General features: G+C 72.5%; 20 protein-coding genes and 1 riboswitch. Of the genes, 7 read left to right on the top strand and 13 right to left on the bottom strand.

The window, feature by feature from the left end:
* Positions 1–57 precede the first annotated feature (57 nt).
* The 4 genes from M1O15_RS11910 to M1O15_RS11895 are packed head-to-tail and all read left to right on the top strand — an operon-like array spanning position 58 to position 2,613.
* Positions 58–393 carry a hypothetical protein gene (locus tag M1O15_RS11910; protein WP_248633640.1) on the top strand — a complete coding sequence of 112 codons (336 nt, stop codon included), beginning with the start codon at positions 58–60 and terminating at the stop codon, positions 391–393.
* The gene (locus M1O15_RS11905; protein WP_248633638.1) at positions 348–638 is read left to right on the top strand and encodes a hypothetical protein; all 291 of its coding nucleotides are present in this window, start codon (positions 348–350) and stop codon (positions 636–638) included. Before M1O15_RS11910 ends, M1O15_RS11905 begins: the two co-directional genes overlap by 46 nt.
* Positions 635–1,951 carry a sensor histidine kinase gene (locus tag M1O15_RS11900; protein WP_248633637.1) on the top strand — a complete coding sequence of 439 codons (1,317 nt, stop codon included), beginning with the start codon at positions 635–637 and terminating at the stop codon, positions 1,949–1,951. The genes M1O15_RS11905 and M1O15_RS11900 overlap by 4 nt, the downstream gene beginning before the upstream one ends.
* Positions 1,952–1,992: 41 nt before the next feature.
* The gene (locus M1O15_RS11895; RefSeq protein ID WP_248633757.1) at positions 1,993–2,613 is read left to right on the top strand and encodes a response regulator; all 621 of its coding nucleotides are present in this window, start codon (positions 1,993–1,995) and stop codon (positions 2,611–2,613) included.
* Between the two features lie 65 nt (positions 2,614–2,678).
* Here M1O15_RS11895 and M1O15_RS11890 read toward each other — a convergent pair whose 3' ends face one another.
* Positions 2,679–4,343: an alpha/beta hydrolase gene (locus M1O15_RS11890; RefSeq protein ID WP_248633636.1), complete on the bottom strand. Its 1,665-nt coding sequence runs from the start codon at positions 4,341–4,343 to the stop codon at positions 2,679–2,681.
* Positions 4,344–4,899: 556 nt separating this feature from the next.
* Here M1O15_RS11890 and M1O15_RS11885 point away from each other — a divergent pair.
* Positions 4,900–5,763 carry a helix-turn-helix domain-containing protein gene (locus M1O15_RS11885; protein WP_248633635.1) on the top strand — a complete coding sequence of 288 codons (864 nt, stop codon included), beginning with the start codon at positions 4,900–4,902 and terminating at the stop codon, positions 5,761–5,763.
* Positions 5,764–5,781: 18 nt separating this feature from the next.
* Here M1O15_RS11885 and M1O15_RS11880 read toward each other — a convergent pair whose 3' ends face one another.
* From M1O15_RS11880 to M1O15_RS11870, 3 genes are all read right to left on the bottom strand, one after another.
* Positions 5,782–6,627, bottom strand: coding sequence for an SAM-dependent methyltransferase (locus M1O15_RS11880; RefSeq protein WP_282576629.1), 846 nt, complete (start codon positions 6,625–6,627; stop codon positions 5,782–5,784).
* 183 nt (positions 6,628–6,810) lie between these two features.
* Positions 6,811–7,035 carry a DUF397 domain-containing protein gene (locus M1O15_RS11875; protein WP_248633634.1) on the bottom strand — a complete coding sequence of 75 codons (225 nt, stop codon included), beginning with the start codon at positions 7,033–7,035 and terminating at the stop codon, positions 6,811–6,813.
* 738 nt (positions 7,036–7,773) lie between these two features.
* Positions 7,774–8,190: an ANTAR domain-containing protein gene (locus M1O15_RS11870; protein WP_248633633.1), complete on the bottom strand. Its 417-nt coding sequence runs from the start codon at positions 8,188–8,190 to the stop codon at positions 7,774–7,776.
* Between the two features lie 196 nt (positions 8,191–8,386).
* Between M1O15_RS11870 and M1O15_RS11865 the strand changes: the two genes are divergently transcribed.
* Entirely contained in the window at positions 8,387–8,881 is a 495-nt protein-coding gene (locus tag M1O15_RS11865; protein ID WP_248633632.1) for a hypothetical protein, read from the top strand.
* Between the two features lie 36 nt (positions 8,882–8,917).
* Here M1O15_RS11865 and M1O15_RS11860 read toward each other — a convergent pair whose 3' ends face one another.
* The 3 genes from M1O15_RS11860 to M1O15_RS11850 form a co-directional block, all read right to left on the bottom strand.
* Positions 8,918–10,129 carry an MBL fold metallo-hydrolase gene (locus tag M1O15_RS11860; RefSeq protein WP_248633631.1) on the bottom strand — a complete coding sequence of 404 codons (1,212 nt, stop codon included), beginning with the start codon at positions 10,127–10,129 and terminating at the stop codon, positions 8,918–8,920.
* Between the two features lie 125 nt (positions 10,130–10,254).
* Positions 10,255–11,049: an SGNH/GDSL hydrolase family protein gene (locus tag M1O15_RS11855; RefSeq protein WP_248633629.1), complete on the bottom strand. Its 795-nt coding sequence runs from the start codon at positions 11,047–11,049 to the stop codon at positions 10,255–10,257.
* A gap of 209 nt (positions 11,050–11,258) precedes the next feature.
* On the bottom strand, positions 11,259–12,167 hold the full coding sequence (locus M1O15_RS11850; RefSeq protein ID WP_248633622.1) for a M23 family metallopeptidase: 909 nt from the start codon (positions 12,165–12,167) through the stop codon (positions 11,259–11,261).
* 3 nt (positions 12,168–12,170) lie between these two features.
* Positions 12,171–12,325, bottom strand: a riboswitch (cyclic di-AMP (ydaO/yuaA leader).
* Between the two features lie 590 nt (positions 12,326–12,915).
* Between M1O15_RS11850 and M1O15_RS11845 the strand changes: the two genes are divergently transcribed.
* Positions 12,916–13,749, top strand: coding sequence for a tyrosine-protein phosphatase (locus M1O15_RS11845; protein ID WP_248633620.1), 834 nt, complete (start codon positions 12,916–12,918; stop codon positions 13,747–13,749).
* Positions 13,750–13,755: 6 nt separating this feature from the next.
* Here M1O15_RS11845 and M1O15_RS11840 read toward each other — a convergent pair whose 3' ends face one another.
* The 6 genes from M1O15_RS11840 to shc all read right to left on the bottom strand — a co-directional run bounded on the left by M1O15_RS11840 (position 13,756) and on the right by shc (position 19,784).
* Positions 13,756–13,965 (bottom strand): DUF6126 family protein, encoded by a 210-nt coding sequence (locus M1O15_RS11840; RefSeq protein WP_248633619.1) that lies wholly within the window; start codon positions 13,963–13,965, stop codon positions 13,756–13,758.
* 30 nt (positions 13,966–13,995) lie between these two features.
* The gene (locus M1O15_RS11835; protein WP_248633618.1) at positions 13,996–14,622 is read right to left on the bottom strand and encodes an XRE family transcriptional regulator; all 627 of its coding nucleotides are present in this window, start codon (positions 14,620–14,622) and stop codon (positions 13,996–13,998) included.
* Between the two features lie 77 nt (positions 14,623–14,699).
* Positions 14,700–16,094, bottom strand: coding sequence for an aspartate aminotransferase family protein (locus tag M1O15_RS11830; RefSeq protein WP_248633614.1), 1,395 nt, complete (start codon positions 16,092–16,094; stop codon positions 14,700–14,702).
* A complete protein-coding gene (gene hpnH / locus M1O15_RS11825) occupies positions 16,091–17,107 on the bottom strand; it encodes an adenosyl-hopene transferase HpnH (RefSeq protein WP_248633612.1) in 1,017 nt (338 codons plus the stop codon). The genes M1O15_RS11830 and hpnH overlap by 4 nt, the downstream gene beginning before the upstream one ends.
* Before the next feature lie 5 nt (positions 17,108–17,112).
* The gene (locus M1O15_RS11820; RefSeq protein WP_248633611.1) at positions 17,113–17,778 is read right to left on the bottom strand and encodes a phosphorylase family protein; all 666 of its coding nucleotides are present in this window, start codon (positions 17,776–17,778) and stop codon (positions 17,113–17,115) included.
* Positions 17,775–19,784 (bottom strand): squalene--hopene cyclase, encoded by a 2,010-nt coding sequence (gene shc / locus M1O15_RS11815; protein ID WP_248633608.1) that lies wholly within the window; start codon positions 19,782–19,784, stop codon positions 17,775–17,777. Before shc ends, M1O15_RS11820 begins: the two co-directional genes overlap by 4 nt.
* Positions 19,785–19,797 lie beyond the last annotated feature (13 nt).

Raw genomic sequence — 19,797 nt, 5'->3', positions numbered from 1 at the left:
AGGCGGATCGCTCTCGCGCGGGATGGCACGGTCGGTGAGCGGCGGCAGGGTGGTCCCATGACCTCCGACGCCCTGTCCGCCGTCCACGCTCCGCCCAGAGGGCTGCCCCTGGCGCTGCGTACCGTGGCGATCGCCACCTGTCTGCCCTACCTCGTGCTGAAAGTGGTGTGGATAGCGGGCGGCAGGGTCGGCATCCCGGACGGCAGTGTGCTGCTGGAGCACCGGACGCTGCTGCTCGTCGCCAACACGGTCCTGCGACTCGCCTTCTCCGAAGCCGGGGGCGGCGTCCGGGGCTCGCGGCCGTTCCTCGACGAGTGGGTCTCGCCCAGCGCACCGCGGACTTCGCCATGCTGCACGGTTCACGGGCCGCGTTCGCCGCGGTGGCCGCGGTGAGCGTCCTGGTCCTCGCCTTCCGCCCGTTGCCGGGGCTGCCGCTGAAGCCGCTGCTGGGGGCCGCCTGGGTGGGCGCGAGCACCCTGGCGGCCTGGGGCGGTTGGCTGCTGTTCGCGGCGCTGGCACCTCTGGGCGGTGCCGAACCGCCTTCGGCGCTGACCGTGTCGGCCTACGCTGTGGAAATGATCTCCGGTCTGCTGCTGAGCTGCGTGCCGGCCCGTCTGCTGACGGCTCGGCGCCCGTGACGAGCACGGCCGCCACCACCGCCACCCCCCGCTCGGCGGCCCGGGCGCTGTTCGGGCGGCAGGCGCGGCTGCGCTGGGCGCATCTGGTGCTCGGCGGTGCGCTGCTGATGCCGTTCTGGCTGCTGAGCGTGGTCACCATCGGCTCGCTGACCGGCGCCGGCAACGCGCTGGAGGGCAATACCCGCCTCCAGTTCGCGGCCTACGCGGCCGCCCTGCCGCTCATCGCCGTGGCGGGGTGGCTGCCCATGGCGCGCCCGCTGTCGGTGGCCGCGGCCCGGTCCCTGTGCGGGCAGCCCGCCGAGCGGTTCGCCGACGGACCGGCCCGGGGCCGGTCCCAACGGGCGCGCACCGCCTGCTGGCTCACCCTGCATCTGTGCGTGGGTGCGGCGGTGGCGGGCGCCTCGCTGGCCCTGCCGCCGTTCGCGGTCGCCCTGATGGCTGCCGCCTTCCTCCCCGGGGTCCGCGCCTATCTGGCCGTGGACTCCTCCCCCGCGACCATCGTGCTGCTGCCGCTCCTCGGCGTGGCGTCGCTGGTGGCGCTCGTGGCGGTGTCCGCGGCTGCCGGAGCCCTGCTCGCCCGGTGCGCACCGCTGCTGCTCGGACCGTCCCCGGCCGAGCGGCTGGCGGCGGCCGAGCGGCGCGCCGCGGAGCTGTCCGAACGCAACCGGCTGGCCCGGGAGTTGCATGACTCGGTCGGCCACGCGCTGTCGGCGGTGACCCTTCAGGCGGGCGCCGCACGGCGGATGCTGGACGAGCGCCACCGGGACCTGGACTTCGTCACCCGGGCGTTGACGGCCATCGAGGAGACCACCCGCCGGACCGTGGGCGAACTGGACGCGGTGCTGGGCCTGTTGCGGCAGGACGACGGGGGGCCGCCCGGGCCGGAGGCTCTCGCGACGGCGCCGACGCTGGCCTCGCTGGACACCCTGGTGGCGGCCGGGGGTGCCCCGGTGGACCTCCGGCTGGCCGGAGACCCGCTCGCCGTCCCGGCGCAGGTGTCCCGGGAGGCGTACCGGATCGTCCAGGAGGGCCTGGGCAACGCCCTGCGGCACGCCGGAGCGGTCCCGGTGGAGCTGCGGATCACCGTAGGCGACGGAGAGGTGGAGGTCACGATGGACAACCCGACGGCCGAACGGCGCCCGGCGCCCCGAGGCGCCCGGGCGGGAGGTGGTCGCGGTCTGCGCGGGATCGCCGAGCGTGCCGCGCTCTCGGGCGGCCGTATGGAGGCCGGCCCCCGTCCCGCCGCCGGCGCCGCGTCGCCGCCGGGCTGGCGGCTCCGTGTCGTCCTGCCGTATGGAGCGGGGGCGCGGTGAGCGGCAAGGGGGTGCGCATCGTCCTGGCCGACGACGAGTTGATGGTGCGGACGGCCCTGCGGGTCATCCTGGACACCGAGCCGGGGCTGAGTGTCGTCGGCGAGGCCTCCAGCGGCGACGAGGCCGTCTCGGTGGTGCGTGAGCTGCGCCCCGACGTGGTGCTGATGGATGTGCGGATGCCGCGGGTGGACGGCATCCAGGCCACCGAACTGATCCTGGGCGGGCCCGGTCCGCTGCCGCGGATCGTGGTCGTCACCACCTTCGAGAACGACGCCTATGTGTACGACGCGCTGCGCGCGGGCGCGGCCGGCTTCCTGCTGAAGCGGGTCGCCGTGGAGGAGCTGGTGCAGGCGGTGCGGCTGGTCGCGCGGAGCGACTCGCTGCTGTTCCCGGCGGCTGTGCGGTCGCTGGCCGCGGCGTACGGCGACCGTGGGCGGACCGGCCCGCCGGCCGCCTGGGTGGCACGGCTGACCGGGCGGGAGGCGGAGGTGCTGCGGCTGATGTCGGCCGGGCTGAGCAACGGGGAGATAGCCCGGCGGATGGAGGTGAGCCCGGCGACCACCAAGACCCATGTGGCGGCCGTGCTGGCGAAGACCGGCACCCGGGACCGTACCCAGGCGGTGATCGCCGCCTATGAGGCGGGGTTCGTCCCGGTGCGGTGAGCGGCCGGCGCCCCGTCCCGATGGCGCCGGCCGCTCCGTTACCGCTGTGCTCCCTCAGACCTGGGTCAGCGCACCGCGGGCACGGCCGGCAGGTCGAGCGGCGCGGCGGCCGGGGCCGAGGCCTTGCCCGCCTTGGCGCCCGGCGGGACCGGGGTGGCGTGCGGGGCGCAGGTCACATCACGGGCGTCGGTCTTGCCGGTGAGCAGATAGGCGTCGACCCGGGTGTTGACGCAGGGGTTCACCAGGCTGGTGACGCCGTGCGAGCCCGCGTCCTTCTCGGTGATCAGCCGCGAGCCGGCCAGCCGTCGGTGCAGCTCCACGGCGCCCTCGTACGGGGTGGCCGCGTCCCGTTCCGACTGCACGATCAGCACCGGCGGCAGCCCGCGCCTGGCGCCGACCTCGACCGGCTCGTGCTGCTTGGACTTCCAGGTGGCGCAGGGCAGGTTCATCCAGGCGTTGGACCAGGTGAGGAAGGGGTGGTCCTTGTGCAGCCGGGTGTTGTCCCGGTCCCAGCGCTTCCAGCTGGTGGGCCACTTGGCGTCCGCGCACTCGACGGCCGTGTAGACGGCGTTGCCGTTCTCGGCGGCGGCGTTGCCCGCGGTGTCGGACATGTCCGGGGCGATGGCGTCGACCAGGGCCTGGGTGTCCCCGGCGAGGTAGTCGCTGAAGGTCTGGGCGACCGGCACCCAGGAGGAGTCGTAGTACGGGGCGCCCTGGAAGAAGCCGATGAGCTCGGCGGGGCCGACCACTCCGCCGATCGGCTTCGCCTTGGCGGTGGCCCGCAGTTCCTGGTACCTGGCCTCGACCTTGGCCGGGGTGTTGCCGATGTGGAAGACGGCGTCGTGCCGGGCGACCCAGGCCTTCCAGTCGTTCCAGCGGGTCTGGAAGGCGACGTCCTGGTCCAGGTTGGCCTGGTACCAGATCTTCTCCTTCGAGGGGTTCACCACGCTGTCCACGATCATGCGGCGGACATGGGTGGGGAAGAGGGTGGCGTAGACGCCGCCCAGGTAGGTGCCGTAGGACACGCCCAGGTAGTTGAGCTTGCGCTCGCCGAGCGCCGCGCGGATGACATCGAGGTCGCGCGCGGTGTTCGGGGTGGTCATCTGCGGCAGCATCCAGCCGCTGCGCTCCTTGCAGCCGTCCGCGTACTCGGCCGCCAGCTTGCGCTGTGCCCGCTTGTCGGCCTCGCTGTCCGGCACCGGGTCGGCCTTGGGCGCCTTGACGAACTCCTGCGGGTCGATGCAGGAGATGGGCGTGGAGCGGCCCACCCCGCGCGGGTCGAAGCCGACGAAGTCATAGGCCTTGGCGGTGTTGGTCCACAGCGGGCTCTTGGTGGTGACCCGGCGCGGGAAGCGCAGTCCGGAGCCGCCGGGGCCGCCCGGGTTGTAGATCAGGGCGCCCTGGCGCTCGTCCTTGGTGCCGGTGTTGCCGATCCGGTCCACGGCGATGTCGATGGTCCGGCCGAAGGGCTTCGCGTAGTCGAGGGGGACCTTCACGAAGCCGCACTGGATGGGCTTCTCCAGGCCCCAGTCGGCCGGGCAGTCCTTCCAGTCGATTCCGGCGCGGGCCGCGCGGGCCGCGGCGATCTTCACTCCCACGGCCTCCCGCGCCCCGTCGCCGGCGGACCGGGAGGCGGGAGCGGCGGTGGCCGACGGGGAGAGCAGCAGGCCGGCGGCGAGCGCCCCGGCGGCAAGAGTGGCGGCGCTGCCCAGCGCCGCGGTGCGTATCACGTGGTCGTTCCCCCTGCGTGAGGTCTGCCGCCGGCCGGCGGGGGCCGTGTCCGGCGGTGGGTCCGCGGCCGCGGCCGAGCTGGCCCGGCCGACCGCAGAGGGATCCTTTCGTCTACCCCGGACGCTCCGACAGAGCTCACTCAGGGATTTTGCCAAGCCGATATTCGGACCATCATGTCCCGCTGACCGGACCTGGCTTGCTCCCGACCCCTCCCCCGGCCCACCGGCACGACTCCCGGGCCGGAGCCCGGGGGTCTTCCACCGCACGGCATGATCCCGAACGTCATGCGCTTGCATGACTGCCGGAAATGAATACTCCATAAGCCTTGCGCATATGCCAATGGCAAATTGACTGGTGGGGACGCGGGCAACCTCTCCCGCACCGGAAAGCACGGCCGGGCACTGTCCGCGCATTGACGCGATCCGGTGGAGCCATCCGCATCCGGTACTGCACCATGGTCCCTGCGTCTGAACGAGGATGCCCAGCAGTGCACTTCTAGGAGACTCAGTGCGACCCCAGCCGGCCCGACGACAAGCACGGGAGCTGCACGGTGCCGTGCCCACCGCCCAGCACATGGTGGTGGGCCGTGAATTGCGGCGGCTGCGCAGCGCCGTCGGATTGCAGCAGAAGGACGCCGCGACCCGCCTGGGAATCAGCACCTACATACTCAGCCGCAACGAGACCGGCGAGACGCCCTGCAAGACCGACACCGTCTACCAGGCCTGCTCCGTGTACGGGGCGACCTCCGAGGAGCGGGACCGCCTCCTCCAGTTACTCGCCGAGGCGAACGAGGAGCGGTGGTGGCAGGGTTCGGAGTGGCGCGGTGTCGCCAAGAACCAGCTGCTCACCCTCATCAGTCTGGAAGAGGCGGCCAACCTCGTCAGGGTGTACGACCGCGACCGGTTTCCGGGTCTCCTGCACACCCGCGACTACGCGTATTACGCCATCGCCTTCGCGGCCCCGGAAGGCACCTCCAAGCGGGAGATCAAACGCCGTACCGAACTCCGCATGGAACGCCAGCGCCACTTCCATGCCAGATCCGGCATCCGCTACATCTGCATTCTGGACGAGCTCTGCCTGCGCCGCACCATCGGAACGCCCGATATCATGATCGAGCAAATGGAGAAGCTGCTCTCGCTCGCGGACGATCCGCGCTACAGCTTCCGGATGATCCCGGTCAACGGTCACAATCTTCCGACCCTGGGGCCGACCGTCCTCTTCGATTTCGAGCAGCCGGTCCTCCCGACGGTGCTGTACGAGGACCGGGCCGAAAGCGCCTTCGTCTGCCAGGAGCCCGACGAGGTGGACCAGCGCAAGAAGCGGTTCGACCGGCTGCTCGAGAAGAGCATGACGACGCTTCAGACGAAGCGCCGCATCGGGCAGCACATCGAACGGATCATCCGGGACGGCAGGACGTAGGGCCGCCGGCCGAGGCCGTCAAGGCTTCCTCGCCACACCGGCGTACAGCGACACATCGGCATCACCCACCAGGCTGGGGCCGCTGGCCGGCTCCGGCCGCCAGCGGTGTGCCACCACCAGGCCCGGGTCCACCAGGTCGAGTCCGTCGAAGAAGCGCCGCACCTCCTCCCATGAGCGCACCTGGGCGGGGGTGCCCTTCTCCGTGTAGAGGCGGACGATCTCCCGCCACGGACCCGGCGCGAAGTCACCGGTGCAGTGGGTCAGGCTCAGATACGAGCCGGGGGCCAGCCGTTCGAGCAGCCGGTTCACCGTGCCGTACGGATCACGGTCGTCGGGGAGGAAGTGGAGCAGCGCGTGGAGCGTCAGCGCGACGGGGCGCCCCAGATCGAGGCCGCCCTCCTCCTCCGCCGCCGCGAGCACCGCCTCGGGGTCGGAGACATCGGCTTCCAGATAGGTCGTCCTTCCCTCCGGTGAGCTGGTCAGCAGTGCGTCCGCGTAGGCCAGGACGATCGGGTCGGTGTCGACATAGCAGACCCTGCTGCCGGGCGTCCGGGACTGGGCGACCTCGTGCACATTGGGCTCGGTGGGGATGCCCGAGCCGATGTCGAGGAACTGGGTGACGCCGCACTCTGCCGCGAGAAAGCGAACCGCCCGGTGCATGAAGGCCCGGTTGACGCGGGCCACGGTCGGTATGGCGGGGAAGCTCTGGATCACCGCCTCCGCGGCATCCCGATCCACCCGGTAGTTCGTCTTGCCGCCGAGGTAGTAGTCGTACATCCGCGCGCTGTGTGGTCGGTCCTGGCCCAAGTCCTGCTCCGAGCCGAAGCCGTTCGGCAGATCCGGCGTCTCACCGAGCCCGTGCATCGCGTCCGCACCCCTCATCCCTCAGACGTCCCCCGAGCCCGGCGGACTCGGCCCCCACACGTGCAGCTGCACGTGCATGCGTACCGGGTGGCTCCCGCCGGTACAAGCGGCAGCCGGACGCGGCACCATCCCCACGGCCCGCCGTGGCCGGAACGACCGGCCCACCTGGCCGGTCCGGGCGGATCAGCCGTCGAACCGTCCGCTCCGCAGCGCCCGCACGAAGGTGTCCGCCACCCCGCGGGCGACCTGGACCACCGGACCCGCCGGAACCTTGGAATCACGCAGCAGTACCGCGCTGTCCAGCTCCGCCAGCTCGACGCACTCACCGTTGAAGTTGCTGTAGGAGCTCTTCCGCCAACGCGGTGACGCCTGCGCCGACCCGTCTTCGCGCACCTTCACCCGTGCCATGGTCCCGCCTCTCCCGATGATCGCCGGTCTCCCCGGTCGGCCCTGCAATTGCATGGGCGACCGCTAGGAGTATGGCCACCGGCACATCGACTCATACACCGGACGGCGTGAAGATTTGCGACGCACGGGAGTGCGCCGGAGCGCAACTGCGGGCGAATGAACGAGGTTTCGCAGTTCACCTCGGTAGGGGGCGTCAGGCGAGACGCCCTCGGGGCGGAGAATCGAAATAGCTCCCGGTCATATGTTCGCCCACTATGCGCGTGTCATCTGACCTGCCCGAATGCCCACGCACCGGCCTCCCGTGGGCCCGAAATCCCCGGCGCACTCTCCACGACCCCGCCCGCCCCGCCGCCCTTGCGGGGCGCACATGCCGACCTGGCGCGCACCACCGGTGAACTCCCGGCCCGCAGTACGGACTTCACCCTCATCCGGCTGTACTACCGTCGGAATCGCCCGATTACCTGATCGGCGAACGCGGCCTGGCCGCACAACGGGAGCCTTGGCCTCCGCGGCCCGCCCATTCCCCCCTACCGAAGGAGAAACACCGGATGGCGCCATTCTCCGGCCGACCGGGCTGCCCGCAATGCGAGCGCGCTCCGGGACTGGAGGCCGGCAGCGGCCCGCCGGCCGCCGTATGCCGGATCTGCCTTCTCCGCTTTCTGCTGAGAGCCGTACAACTGTCCGAGATCGTGCTCGAATGGACCGCACAGGGAGAAGGCGCCGGCCCTGGTTCAGCGGTCATCGCCTTTCTCGCGATCGTCTGGAACCACCTGCGCCGCGACGAGGAGGAAGGCTGAGCCCCGTCTCTCGAATCCCGAAGGAGACGTCCCGCCCCGCCTCGTCCACTCCGCAGGCGCCCCCCAGGGAGCCCCGACGCTGCAGCGCCGCGTCCAGGCCGCGGTGGATCTCCGGCGGCAGCCACGCGCAGTGCGGCCACTGCACCAGGTACTCGGCCACCTCGCGCAGCTTGGTGTTGGTGTGCTGGGAGACCTCGCGGAGCACCTCCCAACCGGCATCGGAGCGCAGTCCGCCGTAGGCCAGCACCACACCGATCGCCTGGTCGATCACGGCATGGGAGACGACGGCGTGCCGCAGCTGGGCGACCTCCTCCCGCAGTGCGGAGATCTCGCCGATCCGGTGCTCTTGCTCTGGCATCGTGGGGCCCGCTCTCTGTTCCCTGACCGTGCGGTCATGATCACGCTGCCCGCATCGGGCCGGCGGAAAGGCCCCCGAGGCGAACGGTTCCAGCCCTGCCGGTCCGGAAAACGAAGCGCGGCGCCGAGGTGGACATCCCCGCCGCGGTGGCGAAAAAGGCCATCGACGCGGCGCCGAGGTGACCTACCGTGAACCGATGGGGAACGTGTTCGCAGGCGGCGGGCAGAGCCTGTACCTGTCCAACGGCGGCACCGCGGTGTTCGTCGACGTGCTGACGCTGGCGGTGTCCGATCTCGCCGAAGCCTCGTGGGACTACCGCTTCGCCGCTCTGCTCACCCTGCAGGACCAGCAGATGATGGGGCGCGGTGCCGTCGGCTTCGACCTGGAGGATGTCGACTGGGGCGCGTCCGCGGCCGAGCGTGCCCGGTCGAAGGAGTTCGTCCTGCGCTCCACCGCGCTGGCGCTGACCCGCCACCGGTGGGACGAGCTGGGCTACGAACCCCCCTTCGCCCAGGGCTACCTGCGGACCTTCGCCGCCCTGGTCGAGTCCTTCGAGCCGCCCGAGCGCCCTGCCACCGAGGGGGTGTTCCCACCGGTGGAGGAGCGCGCGATGGCCTCCTGCGCCCGCCATCGCGTCCTCACCGCACTCCCCTACTGGGACGGCTGCTTCTTCTGCCACCGTCCCGAGTGAGCCCGAGCCGCCGTACGGGCGTCGGGCCCACCGGCCTCACCGCTCGCCGGCGGGATCCAGATCCGCGCCACGCGCCTCACCCGGAACCTCGGCGGGCTGCGGACCGCGCCACGGCCGCTCGATCGACCGGGACACCGCCCGCCACCACGGCTCCCGGGGCACCGTCCCGGCAGGCTCGAACGGCTCGCCGGGTCGGGGGGACGCCACCGTCTGGCCGGCCTCCTCCCCCGCGTCCCTCGTCCACTCCGCCGGCTCCGCCCACGGGTGCGGGGCGAGGTTGAAGGTGCCCCAGTGGATCGGCAGCAGCACCCCGGCGGGGGCACCCCCCTGGAGGTCAAGGTGGGCGCGCAGGCCCTCGGCGGGGGTCATGTGGATGTCGGGCCAGAAGTCGCTGTAGGCGCCGAGCTGGATCATGGTGACGTCGAAGGGGCCGTGCGCGGCGCCGATCTCGCGGAAGCCCTCGAAGTAGCCGGTGTCCCCGCTGTGGAAGATCCGGTGCTCGGGGCCGGCCAGCGACCAGGACGCCCACAGGGTGTGCTGCCGGTTGCGCAGTCCCCGCCCGCAGAAGTGGCGGGCCGGGGTGGCGGTGAGCCGGACACCGCCGACCTCGGTGGACTCGTGCCAGTCCAGCTCGCGCAGACGGGAGGCGGGCACGCCCCAGTGCTCCAGGTGCGCACCGACGCCCAGCGGCACCGCGAAGAGGGTGTCGGTGGTGGCGAGGGCCCGGATGGTGGGCAGGTCCAAGTGGTCGTAGTGGTCGTGGGAGATCACCACCACGTCCACCGGGCCGAGCGCGGCGAGCGGCAGCGGCACCGGGTGCAGGCGCTTGGGCCCGGCGAAGGAGAAGGGGGAGCACCGCTCGCCCCAGACCGGGTCGAACAGGACCCGGACGCCGTCGATCTCGGCGAGCACGCTGGAGTGGCCGAGCCAGGTGACGCGCAGGCCGGTGGCCGGCGGCCGGGCGAGGTCCGCGACGGTGGTGGGGTGCACGGGGATCCGCCCGGCCGGTGCCCGCCGGGCCTTCGACTCCTTCTCGAAGTACGTCCGGGCGAAGTCCAGGGAGGAGCCCGAGGGCCGATGGCGGGTGCCCACCGGGTTCCGGAACACGCCGTCCGCGAAGTTCGGCGAGGCCTGGACGCGTGCCCAGCGCTCCCCACCGGCGTCCGCCCCGAAGGCGGCCGGACGTATCGCGCGAAGCCGGGCGCGCGGCGGAAGCGGGGACCCCGGGCGGGGCAGGGAGCCGGTCACAGGACCTCCACGGGTGAGGGGTCTTCCATTATGGAAGGCGGCTCTGACAGCGGTGAGGCGGCACCCCCGGCGGAACCGTCCGGGTGCCTCAGCCCCCGCATCGGGCCCGCGGCCCCGCCCCCGCCTCAGAGCGGCAGCAGGTCGGGGCGCTTCGCCGAGACGTGGTCGCCGGAGGACTGGCCGCGCAGCCGGCGGCCGATCCAGGGGACGAGGTACTCGCGGGCCCAGTTGATGTCGTCCCGGCGGACCTCCAGGGTGCCGCGCGGAGGGAGCGGCGGCCAGGGCTGGTCCGGGTCGGCGGGGACCGGCAGGCCGAGCACCTGTCCGGCCCGCAGGGCGACGCGGGTGTGGCCCTCGGGCGACAGATGGAGCCGGTCCAGGTCCCAGGCCCGCCGGTCCTGCACGGTGCGCAGCGACCACAGGTCGAGCACCGGGCAGCCGTACCGGTCGGCGATCGCCCGGACATGGCCGTTGTAGGTGGCGATCTTGCCGCGCAGATGGCGCAGCACCGGGACGCCCCGGGTGTCGAAGCCCGTCGTCACCAGGACCGTGCCGACCGCCGGGGCCAGCGCGGCGACCGCGCGCTCGAAGCGTTCGGCCACGTCGTCGGGGTCGCTGCCGGGGCGGATGATGTCGTTGCCGCCGGCGCAGAAGGTCACCAGGTCGGGGGCGAGTTCGCGGGCCCGGGGGAGCTGCTCGGCCACGACCTGGTCGAGCAGCCGTCCGCGTACGGCGAGGTTGGCGTACCGGAACGACTCGGGTTCCGGCAGCCGGTCCGCGAGGAGCACCGCGAGACGGTCCGCCCAGCCGACGAGGGCCCCACCGGGCCCCGGGTCCCCGACGCCCTCGGTGAAACTGTCACCGATCGCCGCGTACGACCCGCATACGGCACGTTCACTGAAGGTCGAATGGTCTGCCACGGCACGTCATCCTTCTACGGAGGATGTGACCTACGCGACCGTAAGGAGGGGTTGACGGGGCGTGATGTTTGCCACCGGTCAATTTTCCACCAAACGCGGAATAAGCGGGGTGCGGAAAAGCGGGGCGGAAATACCGGGGAAGGCAGTGGACGCGCCTCCGCCCGGCACCGTGTGCGGGTGCCGGGCGGAGGCGGAGGGGCCGGGAAGGATCAGATGCCGACGCCGTGGCTGCGGAGGTAGGCCAGCGGGTCGATGTCCGAGCCGTAGCCGGGGCTGGTGCGGATCTCGAAGTGCAGGTGCGGGCCGGTGACATTGCCGGTGGCGCCCGACAGGCCGATCTGCTGGCCGGCGCTCACGGTCTGGCCGGCGGACACCCCGAGGGAGGAGAGGTGGGCGTACTGCGAGTAGTTGCCGTCCTCGTGCTGGATGACGATCTCGTTGCCGTACGCGCCGCCCGATCCGGCGGAGACCACGGTGCCGGGGCCGACGGCCTTGATCGGGGTGCCGGTGGAGGCGGCGAAGTCGACGCCGGTGTGGTAGCCGGAGGACCACATGGAGCCGGACTGGTGGTACGGGGTGCCGATGCCGCCGTCGACCGGGGCGACGAAGCCCGAGCCGCTGGTCTGGCCGGAGGAGGTGGGCGCCTCGGCGGCCGGGGCCTCGGGCTTCGGGGCCTCGGAGCGGGCGGTGCTCCGGGAGGCGCGGTCCGCGTCGGCCTTCGGCTTGGCCGGAGCGGCCTCGGCCTTGCCGGACGTGGCGCCGAGGGTCAGCTTCATGCCCGGGTGGATCATCGCCGGGTCCTCGCCGACGACCTTCCGGTTGTCCTCGTACAGCTTGTGCCAGCCGCCCTTGACGTTCTTGTTGTGGGCGATCTTGGCGAGGTAGTCGCCGGCGACCACGGTGTAGGTGCGGGGCGCGGCCTGGGCGGCGCTGTGCGCCGCGGCCTGCTGGACGGCGGCGGTCCGGGCGGCGGCGGCCGGGGCGCTCTGCTCGGCGGCGTGGGCGCCGCTCGCGGCGAACAGCGGCAGCGCGATGGCGGCGCCACCGGTGCCGGCGGCGACGAACCCGCGGGTGAGGGGGCTGGACTTGGGACGGCGGTGCTTACCCTTGCCGGGCATGGCGAATCCTCTCCGGCGCCTGCGAGGTGAGCTGTCGGGTTCGGACTGGAGATGTCCGGCCGTGCGCTGACACGGCTTCACCCCGAGCCGGGCCCCTCCCGGGGTTCGGCGTACTACCTGGGTCCCCCGCTCCTGCCACGCGTGGGTGAGTGTGAATTCCGGGCCGGTGGCAGGATTCGGCGGTCCGGCCGGATTGCCGTGAACTTAAGCGAGCGGAGTCGGCGCGAACAAGCCGCGGCTTTCCGATGGGTATTGCGGGGAGTGCGGCGGGAGCATGATCGCGGTCACCCTGTGTGGATTACGGATCATGAGTTCCCGTCCCATGCACGGGAATTGGAAGCCCCTCGCGGGCACGGACCGTCACGGTTATGACGCTGCTCACGCGGCCCGGCTCATTTGCCCCACGACCAGGGCAGGTTGGGCTGGAACATAGCCAAACGAGCAATTCGGACAGAAGCCCTCACTCGGGGGCGAGTCGGCCCGGTCACGCCATCCTCCGGGCATCCTCCGGGGCGCAAGGGAACGCACTTCCGCCGACACATCGGGCCTTACGTGCATGAGCCCCGAAACGGACAGGGAGGCCGCCCGTCCGGGGCGGGGGCGGCCCAGGGTGCCGAGCCCGCGCGCGGCGGGTCCGCGCAGGTCCGGGGTCGTACAGCCCCTCCAAAGACGCCGTGACCGTGCCGTATCGTCGGAGCCGCGACCTCGTCGGCGGCCGGCGCCGACGGCAGACGCGGAGGAGACCTTCGTGACCCAGCAGCTGCCGCAGGCACCGTCCACCGAGCCCGAGCTGACCGGGGTCCGCAACTTCCGGGACGTCGGCGGACTGCCCACGGTGGACGGCCGGCGGGTGCGGCAGGGCACGCTCTACCGCAGCGGCCACCTCGCGCACGCCACCGGGGAGGACGCCGCCTTCCTCGCCACGCTGGGGCTCCACACCGTCTTCGACTTCCGCAACTCCGCCGACCAGAAGCTGGAGGGGCCGGACATCGCGCTGCCGGGCGTGCGGAATGTGAACATCCCGCTCTCCGACCCGGCCGACGGCGCCGAGTTCTGGACCATGGTCCGGGACGGCGACCTCGACCAGCTGCGCGCCATCCTGGACGACGGCAAGGGCGCGAACCGGATGATCGCCTCGTACCGCTCGATCATCACGGACCGCACCGGGGAGCACAGCCGGGTGCTGCACGCCCTCGCCGAGGAGAGCGTGCCGGCGCTGATGCACTGCGCCGCCGGCAAGGACCGGGCCGGGCTGTCGGTCGCGGTCACCCTGCTCGCCCTCGGGGTGGAGCGGGAGGCGATCGAGGAGGACTACCTGAAGTCCAACGAGCCGAGCCGCCGCTACAAGGTGCGCCGCACCGACACCTCGGCGACGGGGATGTCCGCCGAGGTGATGGAGCTGCTCAACCCGCTGTTCGAGGCCCGGATCGAGTATCTGCGGACGGCCTTCGACACCATCGAGGCGACCTGGGGCACCACCGACCGCTATCTGGCCGAGGGGCTGCGCCTGGCCCCGGAGACCCGGGAGCAGCTGCGGGAGCGGCTGCTCGAAGGGGCCGGGGACGGCGTCGAGAGGGTCTGACGGCTGCTACTGGTTCTGGCCGCCGAGCACGAAGAGCAGGTACAGGAAGGCCGCGAAGAGGTGGCCGGCGATGAGGTAGGCGAAGAGCCGGACCAGGATGCCGGTCGGGAAGCGCCGCTCCTCGCGGTCCGCACGGACGTCCTTCCCCGCCCGTCCGGGCGCCGGGGCGGGGGCCCCCGAGGTCTCGCCGCGGTCCGCGGCCGGTTCCTGGATCATGGTGGATCGCTCCTCTCGGCGCCGGGCCGCTCAGCGGGCCCGGCCGGTGCCGCCGCCGAGGCACAGCTCGGCGGCGGGGCTCTGCATCAGGGTGTGGACGAACAGCAGCTCCGCCCCGCCGGCGGTGGCCGCGGCGATACGGTGCGGGGTCAGCGAGTCGAAGTGGGCGGAGTCCCCCGGGTCGAGGACGTGTGCCGTCTCGCCCAGGGTGAGCCGGACCCGGCCGCCCAGGACGTGGAGCCACTCCTCGCCGGGGTGCACCCGCACCAGGTCGGCCGGGGTGGCGTACGGGACCTCCACCCGCAGGGCCTGCATGGCGCGGCCCCGGGCGCCGGCTCGGCGGTAGATCCAGCCGTCGGCCTCGGTGGGCTCGGCCCGGTCGGCCCGCAGGACCGGGTCGCGCTCCGGGGCGCTCTCCCCCAGCAGCTCCGAGACGGTCGTACCGTAGATGCGGGCGAGCCCGAGCAGCATCGGCAGCGAGGGCTGGCGGCGGCCGGTCTCCAGCCGGGAGAGATGGGCCGGTGACAGCCCCGCGCGCCGGGCGGCGGCTTCCAGGGTGAGTCCCCGGCGCCGGCGCAGCGCCCTCAGCTGGGGCGCCACGTCCGGCAGCGCCGGGTCGGACTCGGAAAGGCCGGGCGGATCGGCCTGGGTGCTCATGGCACCATTGCGCCACTGTCTTCCCTCTGAGGCAAATGGATTGCCTCAGAGGCAAAGCCTCCGGCTGACGCCAGGGCTCAGCGCTGGGCCACGGCCTGCTTGACCAGGGTGCGGCCGAAGTCCCACATCAGCCCGCCGCCGCTGTGCGCCTCGTCCATCACCGCGGTGAACGCGGAGACGAACCGCTCCACCTCCCGCTCCCCGATGATCAGCGGCGGGATCAGCTTGATCACCTCCAGCCGGTCGCCGGAGACCTGGGTGAGGATGCGGTGGCGCTGGAGCAGCGGGACCACCACCATCTGGGCGAAGAGCCCCTTGCGGGCGGCCTGGAGCATGGTCCAGCGGCCGCGCAGCCCCAGCGAGGACGGGCGGCCGAACTCGATGCCGATCATCAGTCCGCGCCCGCGCACCTGGTGCAGCATCTCGTAGCGGCCGGCCAGCGCGGCCAGCCGGTTCCTCAGCTCTTCGCCGGTGCGCCGGGCGTTGGCGACGAGCTGCTCGTCCTCCAGTACGGCGAGGACGGCCAGACCCGCGGCCATGGCCTGGGCGTTGGAGCCGAAGCTCGCCGAGTGGACCACCACCCGGTCCATGGAGGAGAAGACCTTCCTGAAGATCCACTCCTTGCCGAGGGTGGCGCCGACCGGGACATAGCCGCCGGAGAGCGACTTGGCCACGCAGACCAGGTCCGGTTCCACCCCGTCGTCGTGCTGGTAGGCGTAGAAGTCCCCGGTGCGGCCGAGCCCGGTCTGCACCTCGTCGGCGATCAGCAGGCTCTTGTGGCGGCGCAGCAGCTCCTGGGCGGCGCGCAGATAGCCGGGCGGGGCCTCGTGGACGCCCTTGCCCTGGATCGGCTCCACGATCAGCGCGGCCACATCGCCCTTGCGCAGCTCGCGCTCCAGCGCGTCCAGGTCGCCGAGCGGGACGGCGGTGTCCGGCAGCAGCGGGGCGAAGCCGTCCCGGAAGCAGTGCTCGCCGTTGACCGAGAGGGAGCCCGCGGTCAGCCCGTGGAAGGCGTGCGCGCAGTAGAGCACCCGCGGCCGGCCGGTGGCGTAGCGGGCGAACTTCAGCGCGGTCTCCACCGCCTCGGTGCCGCTGTTGGAGAAGAAGACCCGCGTCAGGTGGGGCGAGTGGACGAGCAGCCGCTCGGCGAGCAGTCCGGGCAGCGGCGGGGCGTCGAAGCGGGTGAGGTCGGCGAGCTGGGCGTCGAGCACGTCGTGCAGCGCCTTGCGGACCACCGGGTGGTGCCGGCCCAGGCCCATCACGCCGAAGCCGGAGAGCATGTCCAGGTAGTCGTCGCCGTCGGCGTCGTAGAAGTAGGCGCCCTCGGCCCGCTCGTAGAACTTGTCGAAGCCGATGGTGCGCAGCATCCGCGGCAGCTGCGGGTTGATGTGGCGGCCGTGCAGCTCGTAGCGCTCACCACCGCGCGCGGCGAGCAGTGCCGCCAGGTCGAAGGTGCCCACGGGGGCGTTCACTTGGCCGAGGCGGAGGCGCGGGCCGCCCGCAGCGACTCCTTCAGCGAGCCCATGGTGGCGAGCACGGCGGTGGGTTCGTAGCCGCAGTGCGCCATGCAGTTGGCGCAGCGCGGGTCCTTGCCGCGGCCGTACTTCTCCCAGTCGGTCTCCTCGATGAGCTGGCGGTAGGTGGGGACGTAGCCGTCGGCCATCAGGTAGCAGGGCCGCTGCCAGCCGAAGAGCGAGTAGTTGGGGATCGCCCAGGCGGTGCAGGGGAAGTCGGCCTTGCCCTCCAGGAAGTCGAGGAAGAGCGGCGAGTGGTTGAGCCGCCAGCGGCCCCGGTTGCCGCCGGAGAACGCCTTGCGGAACAGCTCGCGGGTCTGCTCGACGCCGAGGAAGTGCTCCTGGTCGGGGGCCTTCTCGTAGGCGTAGGCGGGCGAGATCATCATCTCGTCCACCTTGAGGTCGTCGTTGAGGTAGTTGAGCACCTCCACGACGGTCTGCGGGGTGTCGGTGTTGAAGAAGGTGGAGTTGGTGGTCACCCGGAAGCCGCGCCGCTTGGCCTCCTTGATCGCCTCCACCGCCTCGTCGAACACGCCCTCCTTGGCGACCGACTCGTCGTGCCGCTCGCGCAGCCCGTCGATGTGCACGGCGAAGGCGAAGTACGGGGAGGGGGTGAAGTTCTCGATCTTCTTGCGCAGCAGCAGGGCGTTGGTGCAGAGGAAGACGTACTTCTTCTTCTCGACCAGCTGGCGGGCGATCTCGTGGATCTGCGGGTGCATCAGCGGTTCGCCGCCGGCGATGGAGACCATCGGGGCGCCGGACTCCAGCACCGCGCCGACCGCCTGGGCGACCGGCATGCGCTGCTTGAGCACGCCCGCCGGGTGCTGGATCTTGCCGCAGCCCTCGCATTTGAGGTTGCACGCGTACAGCGGCTCCAGCTCCACGATGAGCGGGAACTTCTCCCGCCTGCGGAGCTTCTGTTCGAAGAGATACGTCCCGACCCTGATGGTCTGGCGGAGCGGCATGGCCATCTGGCTCACCTCCGGGGGAGCAGCGAGAAACGGTGCCATTCGAGGAACGCGGGCATGACCGAGCGGAGCACGCGGAAGGCCGATATTCCCCCGGTGACCGTGCCGATCCGCACCAGCTCGTGCTCGGGGGCGTCCACGACCACCCGGACGGCGGCAACGGGCCGCGGTCCGACGGCGAGCGCGGCCCGCAGGGTGGCGGCGGACTCCATGTCGACGGCGAGGGCGCCGCGGGCCCGCAGCAGCGCGCGTTCCTGGCCGCGGACGACATGATCGGAGCCGATCAGCGGGCCGGTGTGCACACGGCGGCCGGGGGCGGCCCGCTCCAGGGCGGCGACCAGGATCTCCGTACCGGCGCACGGGGTGGCGCCCTCGGGGCCGCGGGTCTCCTCGGCGACCACCAGGTCCCCGGGGTGCATCCCGGGCCGCAGCCCGGCGCAGAAGCCGGAGGCCAGCACCGCGGCGCCGGCCAGCGCCGGGTCGCCGAGCGCCCCGGACACCGCGCGACGGGCGTTGTCGGGCCCCATGCCGGTCCGCAGCACGGTGTACGGGCCCGGGGCGGCCGCGCCGGGCCGGCGGGCGCTGCGCAGGGCGAGCTGCTCGATGCCCAGGGCGCAGGCGACCAGCAGCGGCGACGGCGGCTCTTCGGTGCCGGACGGCGGGGCTGCCGTCACCGGCGGGCCCCGGCGGCCTCGGCGGGGAGGGGTGCGGAGGAGGGCACCGGGCGCGGCTCGCCGTGCACATAGCGGCCGAGCGCGGTGAGCGGGAACACCTGCCGGTACAGGTGGTAGTTGATGGAGAAGTCCCAGGGGAAGCCGGTGCCGGTGAAGTACGGCTCGTCCCAGGAGCCGTCCTCCCGCTGGGACTTCACCAGCCAGCGCACCCCGCGCTCGGCGGCCTCGGAGTCCCGCTCCCCGGCGGACAGCAGGGCGAGCAGCGCCCAGCCGGTCTGGGAGGCGGTGGAGGCGCCCCGGCCGACCCAGCGGGGCTCGCGGTAGGAGCGCAGGTCCTCGCCCCAGCCGCCGTCCTCGTTCTGCGTCGAGGCCAGCCAGTCGACGGCGCGGCGGATCGCCGGGTGGCTGCCGGGCAGTCCGGCGGCGACCAGGGCGGGGACGACCGCGCCGGTTCCGTAGACGTGGTTGACGCCCCAGCGGCCGAACCAGGAGCCGTTCTCCTCCTGGTGCTCCAGCAGCCAGTCGACGCCGCGCCGGGTGCGCGGGTGGCGGGCCTTCCCCTCCCAGGCGAGCATCTCCACCACATGGGCGGTGACATCGGCGGAGGGCGGGTCGATCACCTCGCCGAAGTCGCAGAACGGCAGCCGGTTGGGGAAGGGGCTGGTGTTGTCGGCGTCGAAGGCGCCCCAGCCGCCGTCCCCGCACTGCATCCCGGCGGTCCAGCGGGCGCCGCGCCGCACGGCGGCCTCGATCTGGGCCGGGTCGGGGTGCTTCACCCGGCGCAGGGCGAGCAGCACCTCGGCGGTGTCGTCGATGTCCGGGTAGTTGTCGTTGTGGAACTCGAAGGCCCAGCCGCCGGGCGTGAGTTCGGGGCGGCGCACGGCCCAGTCGCCGGGCCGGACGATCTCCTCGCCGAGCATCCAGTCGGCCGCCCGGACCAGCGCCGGGTGGTCGGCGGGCACCCCGGCGTCGGCCAGCGCGATCACCGCGAGGCAGGTGTCCCAGACCGGCGACTGGCAGGCCTCGATCATCCGGGCGCCGTCCTCGCGGACCACGGCGAACCGGTCCAGGGACTCCAGGCCGGCCCGCATCACCGGGTGGCCGAGGTCGTAGCCGAGCAGGTGCAGGGCGATCAGCGAGTAGACGGCCGGCGGCTGGATGCCGCCCCAGCAGCCGTCGTTCTCCTGGCGCTCGATGATCCAGCGGGCGGCCGAGCGCAGGGCGGCGCGGCGCAGCTTCCTCGGCGCGATCCGCCGGTAGGCGCGTACCGCCTTGTCGATCCGCTGGAAGGCGCCGTCCCAGCTGGCGAGCGGGGCGAGCGGCCGGGGCGGGTTGGGGCAGCGGGGGTCGGTGTGCAACTCGTCCAGGGCGAACGGGCCGGGCCGCACCGGGCGTTTGGCGAGCACCACGCTCATCGGCACGATGGTCTGCCGGGCCCAGCAGCCGAAGTCGTGGATGTTCAGCGGGAACCAGGACGGCAGGAAGATGATCTCGGGCGGGAGCTCCGGCAGGTCCTCCCAGCGCCACCAGCCGAACAGGGCCAGCCAGATCCGGGTGAAGACCCGGGCGGCGGCGATCCCGCCGTGCCGTCTGACCCAGTCGGCGGCACGCTCCATGTGCGGCTCGTCGGGCAGGTCGCCGGCCAGCCGCAGCGCGACGTACGCCTCCACGGTGGCGGAGAGTTCGCCGGGGCCGCCGTAGAAGGTGGCCCAGGTGCCGTCTTCGCGCTGCTCGCCGCGGATGTGCAGGGCGGCGGCGCGCAGGGTGTCCTCGTCCAGGATGCCGAGGAACTGCCGCAGCAGCAGGTCCTCGGCGTCCATGGTGACGTTGGTCTCCAGGTCGCCCTTCCACCAGCCCTCGGCGTCCTGGCGGCCGAGCAGATGGGCGACGGAGCGTTCGGCGGCGCGGGCCGCGGCCTGCCGCACCTCCTCGGCGGCCGCGGCGGCCGGCTGTGCGGTGGCGGCGGCCACCGGTGCCCCGGTGCTTCCTTCGGTCTTCGCTGTCATGGCTTCCCCTCGG

Origin of the sequence: Streptomyces lichenis (genome assembly GCF_023218175.1) — a bacterium.
Lineage (GTDB): Bacteria > Actinomycetota > Actinomycetes > Streptomycetales > Streptomycetaceae > Streptomyces > Streptomyces lichenis.
Note: the sequence above shows the minus strand (reverse complement) of the source record. Positions and strands in the feature narration are given on the sequence as shown.